Source organism: Aerococcaceae bacterium zg-252 (assembly GCA_016237705.1).
GTDB lineage: Bacteria > Bacillota > Bacilli > Lactobacillales > Aerococcaceae > Globicatella > Globicatella yangjingiae.
Genome location: CP066204.1, coordinates 59,952 through 79,519, shown reverse-complemented (window position 1 = coordinate 79,519; position 19,568 = coordinate 59,952). Strand labels below are relative to the sequence as shown.

Below are 19,568 nucleotides of genomic sequence, written 5' to 3'. Positions count from 1 at the left end.
TCCTTCATGCATCTTATGAATAGCCGTTTTATTTACTTTACTATCCAAGTAACATACTATCTGACAGACTTAATTCGCCACTTTGCTCTTTAAATAAGTTCAATAAATCGACAACACTCATTGATGCTTTTTGTTCTTTATTAATATCAACGACAATACGTCCATGATGTAACATTATCAAGCGATTGCCGTATTTCAATGCATCTTCCATATTATGCGTAATCATCAATGCTGTCAACTCTTGTTCGGCAATGATTGTTTCGGTTAACGACAATACCATTTGACTTGTTTTCGGGTCTAGAGCTGCTGTATGCTCATCTAATAGCAATATATCCGGTTGTCGTAAAGTTGCCATTAATAAGGTTAAGGCTTGACGTTGCCCTCCAGACAAGAAATCTACTTCAGTATCCAAACGGTTTTCCAATCCTAATCCTAATGTCGCAAGACGTTCTTTCATCAATGATTTTTCCATTTTTTTAACGCCCCAACGTAAACCACGTTTTAAGCCTCTACGATAAGCTAATGCCATATTTTCTTGGATAGTCAAACGCTTAGCCGTCCCCATGCGTGGGTCTTGAAAAACATAACCTATCTTCGCTGAACGTTTTGCAGTAGACCACCTTGTCACATCTTCTCCACCAATTGTAATACTACCAGCGTCAGGCACATGATTACCCGATATCGTATTCAATAGCGTTGATTTTCCTGCACCATTTCCTCCGATAACGGTAATAAAATCTCCTTTATTGATAACTAAATCAATCCCTTTTAGAACATGATTTTCATTCACTGTCCCTACCGAAAAGGATTTATGAATATTCGTTAATTGTAATTGACTCACGCTACTCGTCCTCCTTTTGTTAAGCGATTTTTAGTTAATCGTTGTCTTTGCAACTCTGGTAAATATAATACAAAAGTTAATAATACAGCCGAGAAGAATCGTAAATCCGTTGAACGAATACTAATAAATGGCTGATTTAAAATGGTATCAATAATTAAACGATAAATAAAGCTACCTAAAATAATCGTTGTTAATCGAATACCAATAGTTTTGTTCGGAATAACCACTTCAGCCACAATGACAGATGCTAATCCAATAACAATCGTTCCAATTCCCATACCAATATCACTGAATCCGTCTTTTTGTGCTACCATTGCTCCAGCTAATGCAATCAAGCCATTACCAATCATATACCCAATTGTTTTCATCCAATTCGTGTTGATACCATTGGCTGCACTCATCGCTAAATTATCACCTGTTGCACGCAAAGCCAATCCGACTTCCGTATTTAAAAATGAAATCAATAACGCTAAAATCACTGCTAGTACAACTAATGTCACCACTAATACACTGACATTTTTACTCCACCCTGTTGCATCTTGAACAATTGAAAAAATAGTAGTTTGCCCAAGCAACGCAATATTCGGACGACCAGCCATTACATGCAAGTTAATTGAGTATAATCCTGTTAAAACTAAAATACCGGTAATTAATGCTGGAATATGTAATTTTGTATGAATCCAACCGGCTAATAATCCTGCCAATGCACCGCCCACAAAGGCAATTAGCGTCGCTACAATCGGATGAATACCACTGGTAATAAGGCTCGCACAAATAGCAGCGCCTAAGGGGAAAGTCCCCTCAGCCGATAAATCTGCTATGTCGAGTAACCTAAATGTGATATACACGCCGATTGCCATAACCGACCATACAACCCCTTGGGTAAAACTTGAAACGATTATATCTATCATTTGAAAAATGCCTACTTTCTATTATTTTATTGATGCTGGATCGACATCAATTGCCTTAGCAAATTCTTCATTGACAACTAACTCTAATTTATTTGCTAATTCAATTGGCATTTCTGCCGGTGTTAATTCTTTTTCAACCATATTAATCAACATTTCTGCTGTTTGAACACCGTAGTCTTTGTATGAATTTGATAAAGTCGCTAAACCATTTGCTTTAACCACTGGTTCAGAAGATCCAATCGTTGGAATTTTTGCAGCTTTAGCAATATCGCCTACTAAAGCAATTGAACTATCAATCGTGTTATCAGTCACCATGAACATCGCATCTACTTTTTCAACAAGTGGTGTTAATACTTGTGCAATATCATTTGTACTTGTAACTGTTCCGACTTCAACTGTTAAATTCGCTGCCTCTAATGCCTTTGTTGATAATTCTGCTAATACAACTGAATTAATTTCACTTGAATTGTAGATAATTCCTACTTTTTTAACATTTGGGAAATTACGTGTTAATAATGCTACTTGGTCTTCAATCGGAGCCATATCACTTGTTCCTGTGACATTACGTCCTGGTTTATCTAAACTCTCTGCCAAGCCTGCTTCTACTGGATCTGTTACGGCTGCAATAAAAATTGGCTTTTTCGATTCCACTGTCGCTAATGCTTGCGCAGCCGGTGTCGCAATGGCAAATAAAATGTCGTTATCTCGAGCTAATTTTTCACTCATTGATTGCATATTCGCCATATCACCACTCGCATTGTGAATATCCCACTCAACTCGGTCTTTTAAATTAGATTGCTCAATTGTTTCTTTAAAACCTGCTAACACTGCGTCTAATGCCTCGTGCTCTACTGTTTGCAAAACACCGATTTTAATTTTTTCTTCTTGTGCACCAACCGATACTGAGAGTGGCAACAACGCCGACACTAACATTACAACAACCATAATCCATTTTACATTTTTAAAATTAAACATATTCTATTCCCTCTTTCTTATTCTTTTTCGATAGCAGAAACATCAATATTCAATGCTGCTGCTACTTTTTCATTTATTACTAATTTTTGTTCTGCTGCCGATTCGACTGGCAATGTCTTCCAATCACCATTCGATTCAATTTGCTTAACCAACATGGCAGCTGTTTGCTTTCCTAATGAATAGTAATCTAATCCATAGGTTGCTAAACCATTTTCCAATACCATATCGACTGAGCCACCAACAATTGCTAATTTCGCCTCTAAGGCTAAATCACCCACTAATGTCATCGCACTCGCAACCGTATTGTCAGTTACCGTAAAAATAGCATCGACTTTTCCCACCATACTTTGCATCACTTGACTAATGTCATTCGTTGATGTGGCAGTGTACATTTCCACTTGCAAGCCACTTTTTTCCAACTCTTCTTTTGCACGAGTCGCTTCTGACTGCGAATTAGTTTCACCTGAGTTAAACAATAACCCTATCGTCTTCGCCTCTGGCTGTAATTTTTGCAATAATTTGACTTGTTCATCAATCGGTGATGCATCAATCGTACCTGTTACATTGCCACTTGGGTTCGTCAAACTGTCAACTAATCCAGCAGCTACTGGGTCAGTCACTGAAGAAAAGTACAACGGAGTTTCTCCAGCAACATTGGCTAATGCTTGTGCAGCGGGCGTTGCTATCGCAAATAAGTAAGCATTATGTTTTACTAATTTCTCACTCATCGATTGCAAATTAGCATTATCTGCTGCAGCATTTACAAATTCAATTTCAATATTTTTTCCTTCTTCGTACCCCAATTCTTTTAATCCGTCTAAAAAGCCTTGATAATTCGCATTTAGCGATTCGTGCTCAACATATTGCAGCACACCAATTTTAATCATTTCTTCTGCTGCTACATAAGGTACTTTTATCACCATAACTAATAACGCAACTAACATCCCTAACCAATATCGATAATCATTTTTCATCTCTATTCCCTCCATTTCAATGTAAAAAAACAACCTGTTTAGTGTTAATCTAAACAGGTTGTTTTTATCACTTTGAAAATCGTGTCATGATGTTCAAAAGACTTATTTATTCCCGCTTAGATTTATCGCATCTATGCGGGCATCAAAAATTTCAGCTCCCATAGATACAAACGTTGGTTTGTCCGTTTGTATCTAAAGTTCTCACTCGATACAAACGTTATCTAAAGTAGCTGTAAAAATATGATGTTTGTTGTAATAAGTGCTGTTTCATCATGTACATCGCCTTTCCTTTTAATCTTGAATTTATTTTATATCTTGGCTTAATGAAAGTCAAGATATATTTTAATTTTTTTCATTTTTATTTAATAATTGTTCCTTATCATTCGTTAAGTCCCCAGATTGTTGCAAATTAAAACCAAAGTTTTCTTCTACTTCAGGGGGTGAATAAAATCCATACGTTACCATAAAATCTTTTATTCTTGCTAAAACTTCACGACTTTCTCGCTCAACACGTGTACTATTAACTTCTTGAGCTTGTATGCCCACTGCATTTAACTTCAAACCGCTCGCCAACATCAATGCACGAGATAGATGATACCCTTGCGTCACAATGATGACTCGTTGTTGCCCAAGAACACTTTTTAGACGATAAAGACTGTCATAAGTAGAGTACCCTGCATGATCTAAATAAATACGTTCACTAGCAATTCCATGACTAATCGCATAATTTTTCATCACACTCACTTCATCATAATAAATATCCTTATGATCACCACTCATAATCAACTTTTTCTCCGGATACTGCTTTGCCAAAGCAATCGCAGCATCTAATCGAGCAGCCAAAATTTTACTCGGTGTTTGAGCATCAATAATACCAGCACCTAGAACTAAAATCGACACGTCCTTTGCTTGATGCGTCTGATTTTCTTTAAATTGCTCCAAGGAATATTGCTTAGATGATGTTGAAAAAATAACGAACAGGTTAATCACACCAATAAAACTAATACTCAGTAAAAAGATGAGCATACTACTTATAATGATAATTTTAATAATATTCTTCACCTATATGCTCCCTTTTCATCTGCTATCAATTCCTTACTCAACTACTTGAATCCAGCCATTTGGCGCCTCAATATCTCCATACTGAATGCCAACTAATCGGTCATATAATCGCTTCGTTATCGGCCCAACTTCTGTTTCAGAATAGAAATGATAACGTTTATTATCCCCATGCTGAATATAACTAATCGGTGTAATCACAGCTGCTGTCCCCATTGCACCGGCTTCAATAAAATCTTCTAACATAGTAATCGGCACCTCTTGTTCGACAACTTCTAACCCTAAATCATTAGCGGCAATATGCATTAAAGAATATTTCGTAATGCTTGGTAAAATCGAATCTGATAAAGGCGTAACAAAGCGACCGTCTGCTGTTATGCCATAAAAATTCGCAGCCCCGACTTCTTCAATTTTTGTTTTGGTTGCTGGATCTAAATAAATCGCATCAGCAAATCCTTGTTCTTTCGCTAATTTACCTGCCATTAAACCAGCTGCATAATTGCCCCCAACTTTAGCTGCTCCAGTCCCCTTAGGTGCTGCTCTGTCAAAATCCGTAATCAGAAACTTAGCCGGTACTAATCCACCTTTAAAATACGGGCCAACTGGTGTAACAAAAATAGAAAAAATAAACTCCGGTGCTGTTTTAACTCCAATATTAGGGCCAGTACCAATTAAGAAAGGACGAATATAGAGTGAAGCTCCTTGCCCATATGGTGGCACCCAGTCAGCATTCGCTTTTACTACTTCCTTAACACCTTTTATAAATAATGATTCTGGGACTTCTGGCATCAATAAACGTTTAGCCGATTCATTCATACGTTTTGCATTTTGGTCGGCTCGGAACAATTGAATCCGTCCGTCCTTGGTGCGATATGCTTTTAAACCTTCAAACACTGCTTGCCCATAATGTAAAACTGTCGACCCTTCATGCATAGTCAAATTTGCATCTGTTTCAAGGTGCCCCTCGTCCCATTTTCCGTCTTTGTAATATGCACGAAACTTCATGCCAGTATCAATATACTCAAATCCCAAATTTGACCAATCAATTGATTGCGATGTAATTTTTTCCATTCTTTTTCATCCTTTCACCCATTATCAAAGACTTAACAATCTGATAATTGTTGGTGTATGTGTTTTCCTAAGGTAATAAATGTCATTAAGTCATCTTCACCAATTTGCTCAAATGCTGCAGAGAGCAATTCCATTAACGCTTGATCCATTTGTGTAAACTTCTCACGTCCTAATGGAGATATTTTAACAATACTATGGCGTCTATCCGTTTCTACCACTTCACGTACTAGCCACTCTTTTGCTAGTAAATTTTTAATTGTTCTTGATACGGCTGCATTCGATAATTCCAATTCTTGGGCAACTTGTGAAATTGTCTGTTCTTGTTTTTTATCCGCTAATTCAATCACATGCTGTAAAAAAGAGTATTCACTGCGTGACATAATATCGATTTTATCAAAACTTTTTTGTTTTATTTGATTCAATTTAGTATTTACTTGAAATAATGATTTCATTAACTCATCTTTCATAATTGCCTCCATTCACTTAGAACAACGTTAAAACAGCTCGCTTTCAACTATCTGAATTGACCATTTACCTTAGCCATAACGTATTTCTAGCAAGCCACCTTCTTTTCCACAAATTATAACTGAAAGCTTTTAAAAATACAAATTCACCTCGCTAACTCACTTACCATACTTTTACTGTACCTACTTCTAATTGTTTGATACAATAAGACTAACTTTTCACTTCAGTGATAGTATAAAATTCAACTCAATAACTCTCAAGAAAAGGATTCTTTTATGAAAAAATTTATTTTATTCGTTTTAATTTTAGCGCTAGCATTCACTAGCTATTTAACCTTACAATCGGTTAAACCTCTAAACAAATTATCTAGCAACAATACGACTACTCTGTCAAATGAAACAACTCTTGATACAACAACCACTGCAATCACAACCGAAGTAATAACCGAAACCACAACTGTAGCACCTACCGTTGCGACATTATTTGGTGAGAAAGTGATTGGACAAAGCGATTACCCAACTGCTGCTATTCCTCCACGTTTAGACGGAATGGATATTTATCCAGCGATTAATCAATATTATCAAGAAAATTATTCGCAAGATGAAAAAGCTGCTAATCAACAGGAAGTATCTGCTAATGACATTCAAGAACTTCAAGATATTTTAAATGCAAACGAGCAGTTATCAAGTTTGCATCTAACTGTCGACCAAGTAACAATGGAATTAGATAATCAAACTGTCTATATTCCTCGAATCATCGTACCGATGACTTATACCGATGCTCAACAAACATTACCAGACAATGACGTCACTATCTTGACCGAATCCATGACTCAGTTAGGAAATCGATTAATTATGATTGCCTACTATGATACAAACGCTAATACACTTACGGTCTACCATTTAACAAACTGGACCACTCCACTTTTTACTTACAGCGACCAATAAAGCCATTAAAAACCGCAGATAACGTCTTAAATACTCACGTTATCTGCGGTTCTTGTCATCTCATTCTATTTACCTAATGCACGACGATAATCTTCTACTAATTGTTCACTCATAATGATTTTTTGCTCTGCCAATTGTTCCACTAAATCTGAATTACTAATTGTTGTAGAAGCATTATCAATTAATTGTGCAATGATTTCTTTAATATTAACCATGTTCAAGCCTCCACGTCCCTTATGGTACGTCACCGTAATAAAGTCAGTCAATGGATAAACATGCGTTCCCACTTCAATATTTTTATTCGTCACTAATAATTTAGCAATCGACTCTGAAATATTTAAATCTTTCGCCAAATCTTTCAATAAATATGGAACTTTTTCATCTGTTTCCCCTTTAAAGAAATTCACTTGGGCTTTCACAATCGCTTGTATCATCGCCGTAATTGATTTCTCACGATAGTTTAAACAAGAATCTAATAGTTGATAGTTCAAACGATGTTGCTCAATATATGCTTGTAATTCAGCATCATTTTGTTGTGCCATTTCATCAAAATAGCCTTGATTAAAGATTAACTGCGGATAAAAATGACGATTATATCGCATTTCTAGCCATTCATCACGATAACGAACAGAGACATCTGGAATTAAATTCAAATTTTGTTGACGCTCAAACAATGCGGCCGGTACAGGTCGTAAAGTATGGAAATATGATAGGCACTCTTCTATTTCATCTCGATTGAATTGGCTTTTTTCTTCAATCGCTTCAATATTATGTGCAGTCAATAAATCAAAATATTCTTCTAATAAATAGTATGCAATATTTGGTGCTTTAGAATCTTGCTCTGTTTGCAACATCAAACATTCTTGCAAATCATATGCCCCTACCCCAGCTGGCTCTAATTGCTTAAGTAAGGTCATCGCATCGAGTGTTATCATCGCATCTAAGTTCAATTTTTTAGCTAATTCTTGATATGTATATGGCAAATACCCACGTTCATCTAAATAATCCACTAAACGCACCATTGCATCACGAATTGGAGTTTGACGGAACAACATAATTTGTTCAAATAAAAACATAATCAAACTTTGAGATTCACCGATTGCGTGATTGACACTCTCGTCTACATGATTGATTTTAGCAGAATCAATATTTGCTACTTTCTTTTCAATCGGATATTCCATTTCAATAAATGGATTTTCCAATATACTCTCTTCTAAATAATAAGTTAATTGCTCTGTATTTAAATCGAGTATTTCTACTAATTGTTCATCAGATAGAGAATGCGTTAACGACTCTTTATTTTCTGCTACTTGGCTTAAATTGACTGCTTGCCATTTACTCACATTTTTTTCATTCATTTGCTTTTTTCACTTCTTTCTCTTGCTTTTTAATGTTAAAGCCACTCACTTTCATGCACGCATTATCTCATTTTTATTCAAAAAATCGATTATCATAACCCAGCGACAATGGATCAACAAATTCATATCCTTGTGTAATTAAATCTGGAATTAAAATACGTAAAGCATCGGGTGCTGCTTGATGCGTATCATGCATCAGCATCAATGTTTTTTCTTGTAAATATGTCTTTACTTGCTCACAAATCGCATCTTTGTCATGTGAACGCCAATCCTCTGTATCTACATTCCAAATAACCGAAGTAAGTTCTAGCGCTTGTGCTAAGTGAACCACCCTTTTTCCTCCAGCTCCAAATGGCATACGAAACATAAACGGTGTTGCACCGGTCGCATCAATAATTGATTCTTGTGTCCATTCTAATTGTTGAATCACTTCCTCATCGCTCGATTTAGATAAATCTGGATGATTATATGTATGATTTCCAATATAATGCCCCTCATCCACAATACGTTTCGCTAGCTCTGGATATCTATCAACATTTGCTCCTGTTACAAAGAATGTCCCTTTAATTTGATATTCATTCAATATATCCAATACTTGCGGAGTAATATCTGGATGAGGACCATCATCAAAAGTCAACGCCACCAATAAACGTGGATCCAGCTCTGTACCCGATAATTGCGTTGCAAATTGCTTCGATTGGAACAAAGCTTGACATTGCGATCGACTCAACGGTTCTTCCTCATTCAATCGCTGCACCATTTCTGCCAACTGGCTCACCTTTTCTTGTAGTTGTTCTCGCCACTGTTTTTGAACTTCACTATGCCCTAATTGCTCAATTTCAGTTTCTAATTCCATTAATTGAACTGACAAGGTATCAATTAACGACGCTGTCACATCCATTGGTAAATTTGCCAATTGTGTTTCAATCATCGACTGTCGATTCAACCTGGTTTCATAATAATCCCATACTTGATTCATTTGATAAAAAAAAGCATCTTGAACACCATAAGACCGTTGCTGCTTTAATTGCATTAATTGCTCAATATTCACCGTTGATTTTAGATTTAGTGCCTCCCATTGAGCAGATGCCATAACTTCATTTGGTATTTCATCAACCAGCTGATTCACTAATGCTAATTCTTTATACTGATCCACTGCTTGCGATACCTTTTGTTTTAATCCTCTGTATTTGATTGATTTCAACTGATTCGCATGTTCTACCAATTCATTAATCATCTCTACTGAAATATCACCATTAATAATAGTTTGCTCGCTATCAAAATAAGTCCGATTTAATGTCTCCCAAGTTTGTTGTGCCACTACTTTATTATCTAGTAACACATATTGCCACATCAGCATACCACCTAAAGCGATAATCAATAGTATTAGTAACGCAAATGAGGTTTTCCATAATTTCTGTTGCAGATTTTTATCCATTCTTTACGTCTTCCTCTCATCGTCCTTCCCTTTTTAATTTAATATTATATATCCGAATTGAATGTATCACCATGTTCAAAATCGCTATATTGATAGCCACGATAGAACCATGTCTGACGTTGTTTTGACGAACCATGCGTGAAACTATCTGGGACTACATAACCATAATTCTTTTTTTGCAAAGTGTCATCTCCAACTGCATGTGCAGCTTGCAATGCCTCTTCAATATCGCCTACTTCTAATAAATTCTGCTGCTCCACATATTTCGCCCATGCACCCGCATAGTAATCTGCTTGCAGCTCTAGACGCACCGTTAAAGCATTCTCTTCTTTAGTCGTTGCACGCTGTTTTGCACGTGTAAAAGCGTCCATTGTCCCAGTTAATACTTGTACATGATGACCTACTTCATGCGCAATAACATATGCCATCGCAAAATCACCTGGTGCATTATATTTTCTCGTTAATTCACGATAAAATTGTAAATCAACATATACCGTTTCATCTCCAGGACAATAAAATGGCCCAGCTTGAGCAGAACCTTGCCCACACGCTGTTGAAATATAATCTGAATAAATAACCAATTGTGGTTCACGATATTTTAAGCCTTTTTCAGCAAATTTCTGATGCCAAAAATCTTCAGTTGTTGCTAAAACTGCCGAGAAGAAAGCCACATCTTCATCTGTCGGACGTGCACTTTGACTACTCGTAGAGCGATTGACACTCACTTCTTGTGACGGTGTAATTTGTTGATTATAAATCGTACTATTATTTAAGTTTGAAAATAAATTACCTGACCCAAAGAAACTCATTAATAGGAATAAAGCTAGTAACAATAACTTCGTCTTACCTGATGTTCTAGCTAGTAAGAGCCATAATAAATTGCCACCCATTCCTCCATTTGATCCTCTTATGACACGCCTTGTTGGATTAGCGTAACGTGAATTATTAGTTTGATTACGTCTATCTTGCACATTTTTACTCTGCCTAACATCTTCCCATTTCAATACTCTCACCCTCTTTAATCGGTTTTCGTCTACTACTTAATCATATCATATTTAAAATTGACCTTCTATTGATTTAAAGACTTATTTTATAAAGATAATTCATAAATATAATCATTCATGACATATCCTTCACCAATCTCCACATAGCGTTCACCTACTCGTTGAAAACCACGATGCTCATATACTTGAATCGCTAATTCATTACCTTGATTGACATTCAAATACAATGTCTTTCCTTTGCCTAATTGTTCATACCAATCAAATAGTTGTGACATTAATCCTTTTCCTCGATATGCTTGTTTAATATATAGCTTGCTTAAATACAAACGTTCACCTTGATTTTCATAAGCTGTATAACCTACTACTTCATCTTCAAGTGTAATCAAATAATAGTGTGCACCCTGTGCTATCTCTATTTTAATCGCTTCAATCGACTGATAATGTTGCAGCATGTAGGCTACTTGTTTTTCTCCTATAATCGGTGTAAATACTTCTGGCCAAATTTCACTGATGACAGCATATAATTGTTCAATATCCGTCTGCGTTTCAACTGTTTTTAATACTAACATTGATGCTTACTCCCCACTTCTTTATGTAACCATAATAAATCAATCCAGCGATTAAATTTATGCATCGCCTCAGGAAAACAGCCAATTTGTTTAAAATGATGACGCTGATGAAATTGGAAACTCGCTTCATTATCTCCAGAAACCAACGCAACTAAATGACGTACGCCCTTTTGACGCAATTCCGCTTCAATCTCCTGTAACAAAGCACTTCCTATCCCTTTCGCCTGTACGTGTTCGGCCAAATAAACACTATAACTGGCTGAAAAACGAAAGGCTTCTCGCTCTGAAAAGGGGGATGCATAAGCATAACCTATTATTTGTTGATTTTCATCTTCAGCGACAAAATATGGAAAACCAGCAGCTTTAATCGTTTGGTATCGCTCTAACATCACCGCTTCACTCGACACCGCAAATTCTGCCGTTGCCGTTGAATGTAAGACATAATGTTGATAAATATGTTGAATGCTGCTAATATCTGCTGCCTCAGCAGGTCGTACATGATAAGTGGACATCTAGTTCTATCCTCCGTTTTCGTTCATTTGAATGCTTTAAAAAATAAAATCATAATTTAATACGATTATACGCTTTTTTATTCAAAATGCCCACCTTTCTCATTTTCGTTTAAAACAGGCATCTCTTATTTTTCTAGGCTTGCAAATTCGACTCAGTTGTATAACAATAGAGATACACTATGCATCACTAGTGTTTTTGCAGTAACAATACATTTTAAAGGAGTTTACTATGTCGTCAAAACACTTTTCTGCTCTTATTTTATCTCTTGTCACCTTGCTTGCTTACGGATTAGGCTTACAGTTCCAAATTATTGGGCCGTCTATGCTAGCATTAATCTCCGGAATGGTCGTTACCCATTCGCCTTTAGCACAACAGCTAGATTTGTCCTATATCAAAAAATTAAGCAGCCTACTACTTAAAATCAGCATTGTTTTACTTGGGTTTACATTATCCTTACGCTCATTTATTTTACTCGGTGGCGAAACTTTGAGCATGATTCTTTTAACAGTACCCTTAGCACTGGTCGTTGCGTGGTTTATCGGCAAAAAAATCAATGCCACACAAAATATACGCTTATTAGTCGGAATTGGTACAGCTATTTGTGGTGGCTCAGCAATCGCATCAGCTGCCCCTATTTTAGATGCTGAAGACGAAGATATTGCATTATCGCTCTCAACAATTTTTTTCTTTAATTTATTAGGTTTATTTATTTTTCCTGTCATCGGTCACTGGTTACACTTATCGGACGCTAACTTTGGATTATGGGCAGGAACTGCCATTAATGACACCTCATCCGTAGTAGCTGCTGGATTCACTTATAGCGAACAAGCTGGAGAAGTAGCAACCGTCGTCAAGCTCGTTAGAACGTTGATGATTATTCCGACCTGTTTAAGTTTTATTGTTTTCCGTTTAAAAAATCAGCCTTTTAAATGGCAAACTATTCGTAAAATTATCCCGACCTTTATCATTTGGTTTATATTTGCCATTCTCATTCGTGCAACCAATCTATTACCAGACGTATTCATTCAATGGATGAAATTTGGTGCAAAAGTCATGATGACAGCTGCCTTAGCTGGTATTGGTTTAACAACACATCTACGTCAACTATTCCAATCAGCTACTAAGCCCCTACTCATCGGTGGTTTAACCTGGATAATTTTGGCAGCATTCTGCTTATTGTGGGTGTTATTTACTTAATGCACCAGCAGTTAATGTAGAATATCAACTTCATGATTTTTGTTTAAAGAGTCCTTGTCAAAGGATTCTTTTTATATTATACTTTTGTTAGTTTATAAAATGACACGAGAGGTGATTCTATGTTTTCTGGTGAACAATTACGCAAGAAAAGAATTGAAGCTGGATTTAAGCAATCTGAGTTAGCACAATTACTCAATATTAGTCGTGCATCTTACTTTAATTGGGAAAACAATAACACGCAACCCAATCAAAAAAACTTAAAAAAACTTGCGCAGCTACTACACGTTATGCCATCATATTTTCAATCGGAACATGAAATTGTTGATTTGTATTTACAACTCAATGAATCAAATCAGCATCATGTACTCAACTATACACGCCATACATTAGATGAACAATTACAAGAAGAAAAAACACTAACTGCTCCTCTCTTTGAATACCATGTTTATGAAAAATTATCAGCTGGCTCTGGATATACTACCTTGGATGACCGCAATTACGATGTAGTCTATTTTGATGAACAAATTGATTATGACATTGCCTCTTGGATTTTTGGAGATTCAATGGAACCGAAATATTTAAATGGCTCAGTTGCTTTAATTAAAGACGGTGGTTTTGATTATGACGGTGCAATCTATGCAGTTGTTTGGGACGGACAAACCTATTTAAAAAAAGTATATCGAGAAAAAGAGGGATTACGACTTGTATCGTTGAATAAGAAATATGCAGATAAATTTGCCCCTTACGAAGAAGAACCTCGTGTTATTGGTAAAATCGTTGGTAATTTCATACCAGTGGAGCGTTAATCATGGGATACATTGATTATACACGTGAGCCAACTTCGGATATTGCGTTTATCGATATGAAGTCCTTTTATGCTAGTGTAGAGTGTGTAGAGAGAGGCTTACATCCTTTAGAAACATCACTATGTGTCATGAGCCGTACAAACAAGACGAATGGTGTAATTCTAGCCTCTTCTCTTACCTTTAAACTTTCGCCTTTAAACTTTCTAAAACTTTCAGTTTGACTTTCAGCCCGAATTTCAGTTGGCTTTTTATAAAAAAAAATTGTGAAATAGCATTGACACTACTTATCGAATATTGTATTATATGTCTTGTTGTAAGAACAACATTTCGTGCCGGCTTAGCTCAGTTGGTAGAGCATCTGATTTGTAATCAGAGGGTCGAGGGTTCAAGTCCTTTAGCCGGCATATAAAAAGAAATTGTTAAACAATTTCTAACGGAATTAGGCAAACATAATTGAAATGGTTCGGGTTCGATTCCCGATTTCCGTATTGCCAGCATGGTAAAACGCCGGGGTGGCGGAACTGGCAGACGCACAGGACTTAAAATCCTGCGGGTAGTGATACCCGTACCGGTTCGATTCCGGTCCTCGGCATTATGGCTCTGACAATTGTTGTCGGAGCTTTTTATTTAGCAGCAATAATTTTAAAGATAAGGGCGGAGATTTATGAAAAAGAAATTGTTTTTACTAGCAACTATGATGATACTAGCAGGCTGTCAAACAAATAGTCAAAATACTACGACTACAACTGCAACGACTGAAACAACATCGGAAGTAACAACCACACAAGCTACTACGTTAGCTACTCAAACTACATCTGATGATAAAGCACAAGCATCAATTACAATCAATATTACTGTTGACGGAGAACCGATTGAAAATAGCCCGTTCACATTAAACGTAAATGACGGTGATACTTTATTAGACGTCATGAAAGCTCAGCTTGATATTGTTGAAAAAGACGGTTTTATCAGCAGTATCAATGGCCATGAACAAAATGCTCAAGAAAATAAATGGTGGTTATTCGATTATAATGGTCAAATGAGCGAAGTAGGCGCAGCCGATGTCAAATTAAAAGACGGTGACCAAATTGATTGGAAGTTAGCTCCATTTGAATAATATTTTTTCAGTTCGCTCACTGACCCAAGTTGCATTACTCAGCACACTCTGTTATATTGGGCGTATTATTTTTTCAGGTATTCCCAATGTACAACCTGTTACAGCTCTATTATTCATTTTCACTGCTACAATAGGCTGGAAAAAAAGCATTATTATCGCTGGGTTGACCATGCTAATATCAAATATCTATCTTGGAATGGGGCCTTGGACATTAATGCAAATTGCAACGTATATGGTACTAGTCATCATATCATTACCGATTATTGGGTTATTTAGAAGATTAAAAGCAATGCCACAACAAATAGTTGGGGCATTATGGTGCGGTATATTGGGCTATTTGTATGGATTGTTAATTTCAATTATGTGGGTCAAACTATACGGTATTGCCAATTTTTGGAGCTATTATTTAAGAGGATTACCTTTTGATACGGCACATGCAGCTGGAAATATCATTTTTTATCTCATACTCGCACCAATTATCACACGGTTACTTAAACAATATACGTAAATCATAACCACCCGTCTAACGGGTGGTTTGAACAGGGGCTATAAGCCCAAAAAGCCAGCCAGCGCCTAAAGACGCTGGCTTTCACTTTGTTCAAGCCTTATTGCTCTTGACCCGTCACTCGCCTCTCAAAGAGGCGTTTGTATTACTTACCACTATCCCTAAAGGGATTTTCATATTCCTTCACACTCAATTTATCCAAGGCTATATCATGTTTCTCTTGCTCTTGAATATATTTCTTTATCGTGGCTTCGTTTAATCCCACCGTACTCACATAATATCCTTCTGCCCAAAAATGTCGATTCCCAAATTTATATTTCAAATTTGCGTGTTTATCAAACATCATTAACGCACTCTTACCTTTTAAATATCCCATAAAACTCGATACGCTTATTCTTGGTGGAATACTGACCAACATATGTACATGGTCCGGCATCAGATGTCCTTCTATAATTTCGACTCCTTTATAACTACATAATCGTCGAAATATTTCTCCTAAACTACTGCGACATTGATTATAGATGATTTTTCGTCTATACTTTGGGGTAAACACAATGTGGTATTTACACATCCACTTTGTGTGCGATAAACTATGTGCCATGCGTTTTCTCCTTTCACTTTACAGTTGGCTTGAACACCACTATTGTATCGCGTTTGGAGTTTTTTGGTATAACCGTCGTTGCGCACCCGCATAGCGGGTGGTTTATTTGTCACTCACCTTACGGTGCGTGACCGACTAAAGTCACAATATAGAAGACAGCTCAATCACTGGTTCACACTGATTGAGCTGTCTTAATCTTCGCCATTCGACTATGCCATTGAATGATGTTTATTAATAAATTCATCACGTCCAGACAAACTACGATAACATTCATAGTGTACTGGATTTTTTAAGTAAAAATCTTGATGATAGGTTTCTGCCTCATAAAATGTAGGTGCTGACGTAATCGGTACGACAATCGGATTATCAAACAGATTACTTTGTTCTAACGCTAATTTAGACTGTTCTGCTACTTGTTTTTGTTCCTCCGTCGTATAAAAAATCTCAGGACGATACGAAGTCCCACGGTCAACAAATTGTCCCCCACTATCAGTCGGGTCAATAATTTGCCAAAATACACTTAATAATTGTTCATAGCTTACCACTTCTGGATTAAATGTAATACATACAGCCTCTGCATGACCAGTTGTGCCTGTTTTAACTTGTTCATATGTCGGATTTTCGACTGTTCCACCGATATACCCTGAAATAACTGACTCTACTCCGTCCCACTGGTCAAACGGATGAACCATACACCAAAAGCAACCACCTGCAAAAATCGCACGTTCTTTATTCTCCATTCATTCTTACTCCTCTCTTATACCATTATCTAATTAATTAAATAAATCGATAAAAAATTCTCTTGTCCCGTCTATCACTTGATTTGCTAAGTTTTGTGTGCCTCGCAGTATTCGTAGAATCCAACCGGCTTTCTCAACTGATTCATTCGTGACAACCGCTACCTCACTACCTTTTGCTGTCGGCAAAAAACTAAGCATTTCATGCTCTAATGATACACTAACCGTTCCAACTTCCACATCTTTTGCTATCGGAGCTTGTATTTGATTTTGTTCATTAAAATACGTTGCATTCGGTACAAAATGATACTGATATTTTGCATTGGACCACTCACTCGGTAATGTTAACGATACATCATCTGAATACATCATCGCAACCGATTTTTGCTTACCACCAACGACTTCAATGGCTGGAATTTGATTAGTCATTGTCCCTTTAACGAGTACATTTTGCTTACTAAAAGCTGAAAAACCATAATCTAACAGTTGTCTAATGTCCTTAGTCGTACTGCTGACTTCATCTGACACCCCTAAAACAATCGCTAATAAGCGTCGATTATCACGTTTAACCGTTAAAATTTGATGCAAGTGCCCATTTTCCGTACTGGTCAACATCAAGCCATCTGGTTTCATTGAACTATCTAATAAATCATTACTATTATTCACCACAATCGCATCTTTAGTTTCTGCTTTAAAATGTAATTTATCAATCTTCGTATAATTTAAATATTCTGGGAAATCCTGAATTAGACGATACGCAATCGTCGCAATCGTTTCAACAGTCAACCGATTACCATTTTTAGCAGTGGAACTACTACTATCCGTTGGTATCCCCATAATATTCGTTAACTGATTTCCCTCTAAATGCCAATCATGTAACTTTTGTTCCATTTTCTCTAAAAATTCTTGCTGCGTTTCCGATAGCATTTCTACTAAAGCTAAAGCTGCGCCATTAGCTGATTTTACTGCAATCGCCTGTAATAATTCTTCTACTGTATAATGAAAATCTTGCCGCAAAGGAATATTGGCTATTTCATAATTTTGGCTTAGCTGATACACATAATCAGAAATTGGAACTTGTGTATTCAATGTTAACTCTCCATTAGCAATTGCCTCATATACTAAGTATACCAATAATAATTTAGTTGCTGCTCCAGATTCAATGGCTAATTGTGATTCTTTCTCAAATAAAATTTGTCCATTCTCTGCATCTACAAGCATTGCAGATATTGCTTCGAGTGAAACATTCTCACTTGTTTGAGCAGTAACAATCGGTCCTGAGCTGACTAAAAAAATCAAGCTAATTAACACCATTAACTGCTTTTTAAATTTCATTTATTTCCCCACTTCATTTCTATTTTAAACACCATAAATTGTTGATCTATCTCTGCATGTACTTTACCATTATGTACATTGACAATATTACGCACAATTGGCAATCCTAAGCCTGAACCAGGAACATCTGCATTACGTGATGAATCCAATCGATAGCTTCGCTCAAAAATGTTTTCTAATTCTGATTCCGGTATTAATTCACCATTATTACGAACTTCTAATATCGTTTGTCTATCTCCCAAATCACGATACGCTCGTAATTGAATCAGCGAAGCACCATGTCCATATTTTAAAGCATTCGAAATTAAATTATGAAACACACGTGCCATCTTTTCCGGATCTAATGATACTATTAATTCTTCAGGTGTCACATCGATTTCAATTTTGATATTCTTTTCTTGTGCTAATAATTCAAAATCTGCTGCTAGTTGCTCAAAAAACATACCGATATTCATCTCAATTGGTCTAATTTTATAGGATGTCATACGTGAAGCGGCATAATCAAATAAATCATTCACTAAAACATTCATATCCAAGGCTTTATTATAAGCTATACTAGCATAATTCAGCATTTGCTCTTCTGATTGGTATTGCTGATTATTAATCAATCCTAAATATCCAATAATTGAAGTTAATGGCGTTCTTAAATCATGTCCCACATTAGCAATTAGCTCATCTTTCGATTGTTCAACTTTCCGTTCTTCTTCACGTGATTGAACAACACTTTCAACTAATGAATTTATACTATGAATCGCATCTGTCAGCTCTCCAATATTAACTTCTGGAATTTTTAAGTCATAGTGCCCATTTGAAATATATTTTAAATAATCTAGCACACGCTTTAAATGCAGCGAATTACGTATTTTATTCACTCTCGAATACGTAGCCAATGGTGCAATCATAATCATAATATATGAAAGTATTTGACGTGTCATGATGACATCTTTAACAGACCAGCCAAAATAAGCAAACGTCGTTAAGTTTGGCTCTCCAAACCACGTCATCGGTAGCTTCAAAAATTCAAGATATAATAAAACCAAACTCAAATATATTAAAAAAACAGTTCCTAGCGTAATAATGCCCTCTAAGAATAATATAATACGTTCATTTTGTGTTAATTTCATTGTTGGTAAATTCATAACACT

Annotated in this window: 21 protein-coding genes, 2 tRNA genes and 1 pseudogene; 8 read left to right on the top strand and 16 right to left on the bottom strand. The window is 36.3% G+C overall.

Going from position 1 to position 19,568, the window contains the following annotated elements; all coding sequences use genetic code 11:
- Positions 1-40 precede the first annotated feature (40 nt).
- The 7 genes from JDW14_00415 to JDW14_00385 all read right to left on the bottom strand — a co-directional run bounded on the left by JDW14_00415 (position 41) and on the right by JDW14_00385 (position 6,298).
- Positions 41-841, bottom strand: a complete 801-nt coding sequence (locus tag JDW14_00415; protein QQD65626.1) for an ATP-binding cassette domain-containing protein — start codon at positions 839-841, stop codon at positions 41-43.
- Entirely contained in the window at positions 838-1,749 is a 912-nt protein-coding gene (locus JDW14_00410; GenBank protein QQD66458.1) for an ABC transporter permease, read from the bottom strand. The genes JDW14_00415 and JDW14_00410 overlap by 4 nt, the downstream gene beginning before the upstream one ends.
- Positions 1,750-1,773: 24 nt before the next feature.
- Complete coding sequence (locus tag JDW14_00405; protein ID QQD65625.1) at positions 1,774-2,727, bottom strand: ABC transporter substrate-binding protein; 954 nt, start codon at positions 2,725-2,727, stop codon at positions 1,774-1,776.
- A 17-nt stretch (positions 2,728-2,744) separates the two neighbouring features.
- Entirely contained in the window at positions 2,745-3,701 is a 957-nt protein-coding gene (locus tag JDW14_00400; GenBank protein ID QQD65624.1) for an ABC transporter substrate-binding protein, read from the bottom strand.
- Between the two features lie 342 nt (positions 3,702-4,043).
- Complete coding sequence (locus JDW14_00395) at positions 4,044-4,763, bottom strand: YdcF family protein (protein ID QQD65623.1); 720 nt, start codon at positions 4,761-4,763, stop codon at positions 4,044-4,046.
- 33 nt (positions 4,764-4,796) lie between these two features.
- Entirely contained in the window at positions 4,797-5,831 is a 1,035-nt protein-coding gene (locus JDW14_00390) for a branched-chain amino acid aminotransferase (GenBank protein QQD65622.1), read from the bottom strand.
- Positions 5,832-5,863: 32 nt separating this feature from the next.
- A complete protein-coding gene (locus JDW14_00385) occupies positions 5,864-6,298 on the bottom strand; it encodes a MarR family transcriptional regulator (protein ID QQD65621.1) in 435 nt (144 codons plus the stop codon).
- A gap of 273 nt (positions 6,299-6,571) precedes the next feature.
- On the opposite strand from JDW14_00385, the gene JDW14_00380 reads away from it, so the two are divergent.
- Entirely contained in the window at positions 6,572-7,243 is a 672-nt protein-coding gene (locus tag JDW14_00380; GenBank protein QQD65620.1) for a hypothetical protein, read from the top strand.
- A 65-nt stretch (positions 7,244-7,308) separates the two neighbouring features.
- On the opposite strand, the gene JDW14_00375 is transcribed toward JDW14_00380, so the two are convergent.
- The 5 genes from JDW14_00375 to JDW14_00355 form a co-directional block, all read right to left on the bottom strand.
- Complete coding sequence (locus tag JDW14_00375; protein ID QQD65619.1) at positions 7,309-8,601, bottom strand: RNA polymerase subunit sigma-54; 1,293 nt, start codon at positions 8,599-8,601, stop codon at positions 7,309-7,311.
- A 73-nt stretch (positions 8,602-8,674) separates the two neighbouring features.
- A complete protein-coding gene (locus JDW14_00370; protein QQD65618.1) occupies positions 8,675-10,039 on the bottom strand; it encodes a polysaccharide deacetylase family protein in 1,365 nt (454 codons plus the stop codon).
- Positions 10,040-10,083: 44 nt separating this feature from the next.
- Positions 10,084-11,043 (bottom strand): neutral zinc metallopeptidase, encoded by a 960-nt coding sequence (locus JDW14_00365; protein QQD65617.1) that lies wholly within the window; start codon positions 11,041-11,043, stop codon positions 10,084-10,086.
- 86 nt (positions 11,044-11,129) lie between these two features.
- Positions 11,130-11,612 (bottom strand): GNAT family N-acetyltransferase, encoded by a 483-nt coding sequence (locus JDW14_00360; protein QQD65616.1) that lies wholly within the window; start codon positions 11,610-11,612, stop codon positions 11,130-11,132.
- Positions 11,606-12,124: an N-acetyltransferase gene (locus tag JDW14_00355; protein ID QQD65615.1), complete on the bottom strand. Its 519-nt coding sequence runs from the start codon at positions 12,122-12,124 to the stop codon at positions 11,606-11,608. Before JDW14_00355 ends, JDW14_00360 begins: the two co-directional genes overlap by 7 nt.
- Positions 12,125-12,353: 229 nt before the next feature.
- Here JDW14_00355 and JDW14_00350 point away from each other — a divergent pair, with 229 nt between their 5' ends.
- The 7 genes and pseudogenes from JDW14_00350 to JDW14_00320 all read left to right on the top strand — a co-directional run bounded on the left by JDW14_00350 (position 12,354) and on the right by JDW14_00320 (position 15,753).
- On the top strand, positions 12,354-13,322 hold the full coding sequence (locus JDW14_00350) for a putative sulfate exporter family transporter (GenBank protein QQD65614.1): 969 nt from the start codon (positions 12,354-12,356) through the stop codon (positions 13,320-13,322).
- A gap of 119 nt (positions 13,323-13,441) precedes the next feature.
- On the top strand, positions 13,442-14,128 hold the full coding sequence (locus JDW14_00345; protein QQD65613.1) for a helix-turn-helix transcriptional regulator: 687 nt from the start codon (positions 13,442-13,444) through the stop codon (positions 14,126-14,128).
- A gap of 2 nt (positions 14,129-14,130) precedes the next feature.
- Positions 14,131-14,301, top strand: a pseudogene (locus tag JDW14_00340) (DNA polymerase).
- Positions 14,302-14,459: 158 nt separating this feature from the next.
- A tRNA-Thr gene (locus JDW14_00335) sits at positions 14,460-14,532 on the top strand.
- A 102-nt stretch (positions 14,533-14,634) separates the two neighbouring features.
- Positions 14,635-14,720 (top strand) — tRNA-Leu (locus JDW14_00330).
- A 72-nt stretch (positions 14,721-14,792) separates the two neighbouring features.
- Positions 14,793-15,245, top strand: coding sequence for a DUF4430 domain-containing protein (locus JDW14_00325; protein QQD65612.1), 453 nt, complete (start codon positions 14,793-14,795; stop codon positions 15,243-15,245).
- A complete protein-coding gene (locus JDW14_00320) occupies positions 15,238-15,753 on the top strand; it encodes an ECF transporter S component (protein ID QQD65611.1) in 516 nt (171 codons plus the stop codon). The genes JDW14_00325 and JDW14_00320 overlap by 8 nt, the downstream gene beginning before the upstream one ends.
- Before the next feature lie 142 nt (positions 15,754-15,895).
- Here the strand turns inward: JDW14_00320 and tnpA are convergent, their stop codons facing one another.
- The 4 genes from tnpA to JDW14_00300 all read right to left on the bottom strand — a co-directional run bounded on the left by tnpA (position 15,896) and on the right by JDW14_00300 (position 19,562).
- The gene (tnpA, locus tag JDW14_00315; GenBank protein ID QQD65610.1) at positions 15,896-16,351 is read right to left on the bottom strand and encodes an IS200/IS605 family transposase; all 456 of its coding nucleotides are present in this window, start codon (positions 16,349-16,351) and stop codon (positions 15,896-15,898) included.
- 209 nt (positions 16,352-16,560) lie between these two features.
- Positions 16,561-17,091 carry a peptide-methionine (S)-S-oxide reductase MsrA gene (gene msrA, locus JDW14_00310; protein QQD65609.1) on the bottom strand — a complete coding sequence of 177 codons (531 nt, stop codon included), beginning with the start codon at positions 17,089-17,091 and terminating at the stop codon, positions 16,561-16,563.
- Positions 17,092-17,124: 33 nt separating this feature from the next.
- Entirely contained in the window at positions 17,125-18,423 is a 1,299-nt protein-coding gene (locus tag JDW14_00305; GenBank protein ID QQD65608.1) for a D-alanyl-D-alanine carboxypeptidase, read from the bottom strand.
- Complete coding sequence (locus tag JDW14_00300; GenBank protein QQD65607.1) at positions 18,420-19,562, bottom strand: HAMP domain-containing histidine kinase; 1,143 nt, start codon at positions 19,560-19,562, stop codon at positions 18,420-18,422. Before JDW14_00300 ends, JDW14_00305 begins: the two co-directional genes overlap by 4 nt.
- Between the last annotated feature and the right edge of the window lie 6 nt (positions 19,563-19,568).